This is a genomic window from Sphingobium sp. LMA1-1-1.1 (genome assembly GCF_040676365.1).
Classification (GTDB): Bacteria; Pseudomonadota; Alphaproteobacteria; order Sphingomonadales; family Sphingomonadaceae; genus Sphingobium.
Map to the genome: position 1 here is coordinate 1 of NZ_JBEGHS010000016.1, position 6,397 is coordinate 6,397.

Consider the following 6,397-nt stretch of genomic DNA (forward strand, 5'->3'; position numbering starts at 1 on the left):
TCCTACGATGACATCGTCGACCACTGCTGCTTCGCCTGGAACAGCCTCGTCAATCAACCTTGGCGCATCATGTCCATCGATTTGCGCCAATGGGCACATGGGTACCGATTAATGCTCGTTGGTATAAAAAGAAGGCTAAGCGAAAACGTTCGGATTACAATCAAAGGAGATATCCCATTGTTGCGCTCAGGCTGTCCTGACCTTTGCCTCGATCTCCGGATCATAGATCGAAAGATACCGGATCAGCCAATCGTCGAACTGGCGACCTTCGCCAAAATGATTATATTCGGAAACCCGCCATTGCAGGTTCATATGTTCGATCACTGATGGGTGAATTGGGACGTCGGGCTGTAATTGTTCTCCGCCAGCCCAGTGTTTCAGCACTAAAGCTGCCTGCACGTCATCTAGATCAAAAAAATCCCAGAGAACGGGCTGATCATGCAATGCCCGTAATAATTCGTTGGTCGGGTGCCATGCCATCGAAAACAGGCGATGGCTCAGCATATTGTCTGCGATATAGTCGGCAACGCCTAGGTCACAGAATTTATCTTTCTTGTGCTGAGTTTCCAGTTCTCGTTCGAACAGACTCTTAATATCCATGCGGGCTGGAATATAAAGTTGGCGATATTCCCAATAGACTTGTTCAACTGATTTACCCGCAGCCATGCTTTCTCGGATGAAGCTGTCACCGCGGGGAACACGCGGCGGTGATTCTGGCAGTGCGTCGACCGCCGGATCCCCGCCATCGAAGGGCCACAGTGTGGAGAAATAGATGGTCGGCAGCCGTAAGGTGTGACCTGCAAAAGGCGGTGGATCCTTAAACTCTGCCCGGCCCTGCCACACGAGCGCGTCAGCCGTTTGCAACGATGCTTCCAATACCTCAAGGCATCCTGGGGTATTGCCGTCCACAAATTCTAATTCGACATCATCTCCGAATACGGAATTCTTTACACCGGTAAAGCTACAATAAATCTGATTTACTTGGCAATTTCCGAAAAAAATGTACTTCATTTTAGGAACCTCAATATTTATCTCAATCCCGCCAAGTAAAATTATTGTCTAATTTTAAGGCGCGATAGGAAAAATAATCTTTACTTTCCTTGAATATATAGAAGATGCTGGCGTGTGTCAGCGTCATCGGGATCAAGATCTGCGGCAACGCGATAACTATAGCGCGCCGGACCGATCAGCCCTTGCTCCTTCAGAGAGTGGCCATATTGCTTCCATATTTTTGCGCTTGAGCCGCCCGTGGAGATGATCGTAGCGTAGCAGCGCTCCGCCATATCCCACTGGCTCAAGCGTGCGTACTGGCGCGCTTTCTTGAGTGTGATGCGGTGTGACATACGGCCAAAGAAGCTGATATTTGCGTTGGGGCTTGATTTGAAACGGGCGACGAAGGCGTCCACGTCGCCATTCGATTTACTTTCAACCAATGCTGTGGCTTCGGCGGAAACTTGTTCGGTGGTCTTGTTGCCTTTATAACGATTCAAGAAAATGCTGCTATCTGGATAGGGCGATTCCGACAGGCGATGAGCGCGTTCATGAATTTTGAGATCAAAGCGAGCCAGCGGTGAATCCACCACGGTCATCTCGCCGACAAAGCGCGCAAAATAGGTAACCAGCGCGTCGTAAGCCAACATCTGGATCACCCCGCCGTTGCGCTCAAGGAAGTCGCGCTTCAGCAGCATGTGCGATGATGCGAGTGGGAAGGTCTGGTTGGTGGCACGCGGGCGCCAATAATCGGCATATTCGGTACCACTCATTACATATTCGGCGGGATCATAGTGCCGTGAGATGATGGCGCAAACTGCGCCCGTATCATTATCACGTGCAGCCCGACTCATCTCGACGGCATAATCACTGAACAGATCGCAACCAGAGGTCATCACCGATATAAGCTTAACATCTTTAGGTAGGTTATCGATGACATTCAGAAGCATGTTGCCGACCGTATTAGGCTTGTCATAGGCGTCATCAACATAAACGATATCGAGGTCGATACCCTCATCAACCTTGGGGAGATGAATATTCTCTCCACTACCTTTGCCGACTGTCACGACCCGAATGAAGGCTTCGCAACCCGTCTGCTTTTCAATCGATGCGATCGCCTGTCTCGGGAACTGCTGTTTACGATCGAGCCATAGGATAACATAGCCGACCTTATCTTTGGTCGACTTGCGGATGGTCGATCGTTGAGCTTGCTTCAGAATATACTGCTGATACACATCCAGCAATTGCTTATGCAGCATGTAGCTATCAATGTAGCGATCTTGGAGCGACTTGGCGAGCTTGAATGCCTCGTCTGGGTTATGGTTGTAATGTTCGAGCGCTGCGATAATCTTCGCGCCATCTTTCGACGCCTCACCGGTGATTTCGATAGGGACGGTCACGTCGGCGAAATAGCGCTCAACAAAGCCATTAGCGTCGGCCATGACCAAAGCCCCAGCGGCTGCGCCCTCGAAAAGGCGGCTCGTCATCACCTGGGAGCGTAGATGCGCATTGGACGACAGAGCAAGTACTGCACCGGACATGGCGATTTCACGGATTAGCGACTTTCCGTCGAAAGGTACCTCGCGTTTGTAACCGTCGAAACCTTCCCAAACCCGCGTACCCTGAATGACTTCCGGTCCGAAGATGTCCAGCACGCCAGCCTTGTCCAGCGGACTGAGCAAGTGGTCAAAGCGGCCAGGCTTGTTGGACAGGCGTTCCCAGTTGATACCGCAATAGACCAAGCGACGATCATCGCGCTCTCGCGCGCTGAAGACTGGGCCCGACAGCGTGTGATTGACGGTAGCGTGAGCTACTTCGTCATAACGCTTGCCCAGTTCCTGACGCGCGAAACGTTCAATAACAGGTGATGAGCAAGAAAAATAGCCATCATGGGAAAATTGATGATCAGCGAAGGTATTGAAGCCCCAATCGACATAGAAATCGACCGGATTCCACAATGCTGCCCAAGAAAAGCAGTCGTAAGCTTTAGGTGTTTCGAAATGGAGAGATATAACGAAATCAACATCATCTTGTGTGATCCGGCGGTGTTCTCCATGAAGCAGATTGCCCAGTCGATCGACTTCTATCAGTTCAACGCCGATCAGCGAGCAGGCGAAACGGTACCGTTCGATGCTTTCGTGCTCCGCGGCAGCATGTCCTGGCCACAAGCGGACGATACCGATTTTGCGCTTCATCTTTGCGAGATGGGCAAGCTCCGTATCTGTGGGCTTGATGGTTTCTGCTTCGTAACTCTTCACAACAGAAGAAGCTCTCATATCCGTCATTTCAAACGCCCCAATATTATTAACTAACACCAATCGACCATTCTACATCGCCTGATGTCATAATTGCGGCTTGCGCCCAAATCCTAAGTCAAAATGCAGATGCTCGATTTCATCATTAATTCAGAATTTTACCCTTGCTTGCTTCGGGTTTCATCGTAAAATTCGAAGGCGCCATCCACTGTGTCGAACATATGAACCGTGCCATCATTTAGAACTCCGGCTCTGTGACAATGTGCTCGGATGTAATAGGAATCGTGGGAAACGATGATCATTGCCCTGTCGGCTCTCTTCTCAAAAAGCTCGATATGGCATTTCTCATGAAAGCGAGCGTCGCCCACCGCGACAATTTCGTCAATCAGGAAACAGTCAAATTCAACGACCATTGATAGAGCAAACGAAAGTCTCGCCCGCATTCCTGAAGAATAGGTGCGTACCGGTTCCCGCAGATACCGACCGAGCTCGGTGAATTCCTCGACGAAGGGAATGCGCGGTTCGATGGGGACACCATAGATACGACAGATGAAGCGTAGATTGTCGAGGCCGGTTAATGACGACTGGAATGCGCCACCAAAGGCTAACGGCCAAGATACGGTCATTTCGCGCGTGATTTGGCCCGTGGTAGGTCGTTCCGCACCCGAGATAAGGCGTATGAGAGTTGATTTTCCTGCGCCGTTGCGGCCTAAAATGCCTATCCGCTCGTGTTTCTCGATCGTGATATTGTTGTTCTTGAGGATTTCTCTGGTGCCATGACCCGTCTTGTAGGATTTGGAGACATTATCGAGACGGATCATTCCGGAATGACCTCCCGTCCGATACGACGAAGTTGGGCAACGCCCAACAGGGTGAGAACCAAGCAGCACGTGGCCATGTACCCGACGTCGTAATGCGCATGCATGATCGATCCGAAATAGCCATCTCGCAGCAGCTCTACGCCATTTACCATTGGCAGCAGCAGGACATAGGGCTGAGCTGCGGCAGGCAGGATGTCAACAATGAATGCTGCGCCAGACAGTGGGAAGATGAGATAGGAAGCCGGATGCCAGAATTTTTCGACAAGCTCTGAGCTCTCCGACAATGTTCCCACGAATAGGGCCAGCGAAGAGCCGAACCAAACCAACATGATCCATCCGAGGGCGACCTTCGCCAAATCTTCGGGAGGCTGGATGAGCCCTACCATAATGAAAATGATCGATAAAACGAAGAAAGACATTGATGCGCCGAGAAATTCTAAAAGTATTCTGGAGATATAGATGTCCATCACCTTAACGTTGCGATGATAGAGCAACGACATGTTAGGTTCTATCGCATGGATGCAGCGGCCGGGCATGTTGCGCCACAGCAAGATGCTTGAATAGCCCGTGAGTGCGAAAGCGGCAATGGGTATTTCGGTGCCATGATTGGCCTTAAATAACGACCATAAGGTCACGATACCCAATGTGAAGATCATCGGTTCGACGAACAGCCAGAGAAAACCGATATTATGTCGACCATAACGGGTCATGACTTCACGCAAAAGAAGTGCGTTGATAACGCGCTTTTCTACTAGAAACGCCCTTTTTAGGGCATCGGAAGAGCTGTTGTCTATCATACAGATCAGTAACCGTGTTCGCGCACGCCTGCAAACAGCATTGAAAATACGCCCCATGCCATCAATCCGACGACAAAGATTGCGAGAATGCTGTTCAACCGCCGAGGGTCCATCGCAATGTCAGGGCGATTTGGCTGGACCACGGTTTCGATATAGATTCGCTTGCGACTGGCTTCTTCGCGTGCATCAGCGACGGCGGTCATCGCGGTAGCGAGTTGCCGATCAGCGATTTGGCTGTCGAGCTGAAGCCGCTGATACTCTGGCGCAACACCTGCAAAAGAATTGGAACCCCCGGTGACTCGACCCGATTCACTCGCGATCTGTCGCTTAATGCTGGCGATCCGCGCTTTAAGTGGCTCGATCTGCGGATTATTTGGCACGGTCGCCTGAATCTGATCCAATTGCGATTGGCTGGCAATCAGGTCGTCCTGAAGCTTGGCGATCAACTGGATTTGGACGGTTGCCTGCTTTTCCGGGTCGAGTACGCGATGAGAGTCGCGATATGCCGACAGCTTGAGGGCGGCGGAGCGCGCTTGATCTGCGGCTTGACGTTCCGTCCGCTCGGCATAGGCGACTAGATCGGTTTCCGCGCGTTTGTTCAGCCGGTTGACCAATTGTTCGCTGAAACCAAGAAGCTGCTGGTTGATCCATTGGGCATCCTCTGGACGATAAGCTCCCACTCGAATTTTGGCCAGCGAACTGCGGCTGTCCATTTCAACTGTTACATGCTGTTTATAATAGCGGAAAAGATCTTCCTTTGATGCGCTAAAGCCCAGCGGCGCAAAACGGTCGAAAACACTTATGTTTTCTGAAGAAAAAAGCTTCTCGAGTCTATCATTCTTGTTCAGCAGTGATACTGCATCACGTGACAGGGCGAAATTCTGGACTGAGTATATCTCACTATTATCTTGATAATAACCTGTTACGCTACCCAGGAGTGACCCAAGGCCGGAAGGACTCTTGCGTTCTGAACTTTTGACGATGAAACTTGATTCAGAGACATACACATCAGAAGCAAAGATGCCATAATATAATATTGCTAAAGTCGTTGGAATTAGGACAGTAATGAAAAATATCCAGCCCAATCCTTTTGTTTTTTGCAGCAAAGGTTTCATCGGTTATGTTTCACTACGGGCTTAAAGCCCCTCCAGATTGGTGTTGGAAAGGCGTGAAGCCAAGCCTCGTGACATTCTCCTAAGCACCATCAAAGGGGTTTGCAATCACTTCTTGAGGGCGTCGAGCTTGCGCGCGCGCGCCCACGACGCAGTGGCATTGCCGCTTTTGCGGCGGCCTTGACCCTAGGGCTGGGAAGGTGAACAATCCCTAAGATCAGGATTCATTGATTGAGTCAGAAGATGATGGTTGGGGCGATACAGATGGCGGACATGAAGGTGTGGGCTTGAGGTGTGAGGTGGCCTCGCCTTCTTGGACAGGTTGGCGGCTAAGTTAAGCTCATCGCGGATGTCGTTTTATGCCGCCATTTGGGTGATCAAATCCTGGGGGGCATGCCCCCCAGGATTTGAAGCGCCGATTT

The 6,397-nt window shown here is 50.7% G+C and carries 5 protein-coding genes; all 5 read right to left on the reverse strand.

Going from position 1 to position 6,397, the window contains the following annotated elements:
- Nucleotides 1–186: 186 nt before the first annotated feature.
- The 5 genes from MRBLMA1_RS11385 to MRBLMA1_RS11405 all read right to left on the reverse strand — a co-directional run bounded on the left by MRBLMA1_RS11385 (nt 187) and on the right by MRBLMA1_RS11405 (nt 5,978).
- On the reverse strand, nt 187–1,011 hold the full coding sequence (locus tag MRBLMA1_RS11385) for a WcbI family polysaccharide biosynthesis putative acetyltransferase (protein WP_363736939.1): 825 nt from the start codon (nt 1,009–1,011) through the stop codon (nt 187–189).
- Between the two features lie 80 nt (nt 1,012–1,091).
- The gene (locus MRBLMA1_RS11390) at nt 1,092–3,275 is read right to left on the reverse strand and encodes a glycosyltransferase (RefSeq protein ID WP_363736940.1); all 2,184 of its coding nucleotides are present in this window, start codon (nt 3,273–3,275) and stop codon (nt 1,092–1,094) included.
- Between the two features lie 128 nt (nt 3,276–3,403).
- Nucleotides 3,404–4,066, reverse strand: a complete 663-nt coding sequence (locus MRBLMA1_RS11395; protein ID WP_363736941.1) for an ABC transporter ATP-binding protein — start codon at nt 4,064–4,066, stop codon at nt 3,404–3,406.
- Entirely contained in the window at nt 4,063–4,863 is an 801-nt protein-coding gene (locus tag MRBLMA1_RS11400) for an ABC transporter permease (protein ID WP_363736945.1), read from the reverse strand. Before MRBLMA1_RS11400 ends, MRBLMA1_RS11395 begins: the two co-directional genes overlap by 4 nt.
- Before the next feature lie 5 nt (nt 4,864–4,868).
- Nucleotides 4,869–5,978 (reverse strand): hypothetical protein, encoded by a 1,110-nt coding sequence (locus MRBLMA1_RS11405; protein WP_363736943.1) that lies wholly within the window; start codon nt 5,976–5,978, stop codon nt 4,869–4,871.
- Between the last annotated feature and the right edge of the window lie 419 nt (nt 5,979–6,397).

What these genes read in the sequence shown, in the direction of transcription:
- MRBLMA1_RS11405 (WP_363736943.1), bottom strand. Translation starts at nt 5,978, where the DNA reads ATGAAACCTTTGCTGCAAAAAACAAAAGGATTGGGCTGGATATTTTTC.
- MRBLMA1_RS11400 (WP_363736945.1), bottom strand. Translation starts at nt 4,863, where the DNA reads ATGATAGACAACAGCTCTTCCGATGCCCTAAAAAGGGCGTTTCTAGTA.
- MRBLMA1_RS11390 (WP_363736940.1), bottom strand. Translation starts at nt 3,275, where the DNA reads ATGACGGATATGAGAGCTTCTTCTGTTGTGAAGAGTTACGAAGCAGAA.
- MRBLMA1_RS11385 (WP_363736939.1), bottom strand. Translation starts at nt 1,011, where the DNA reads ATGAAGTACATTTTTTTCGGAAATTGCCAAGTAAATCAGATTTATTGT.
- MRBLMA1_RS11395 (WP_363736941.1), bottom strand. Translation starts at nt 4,066, where the DNA reads ATGATCCGTCTCGATAATGTCTCCAAATCCTACAAGACGGGTCATGGC.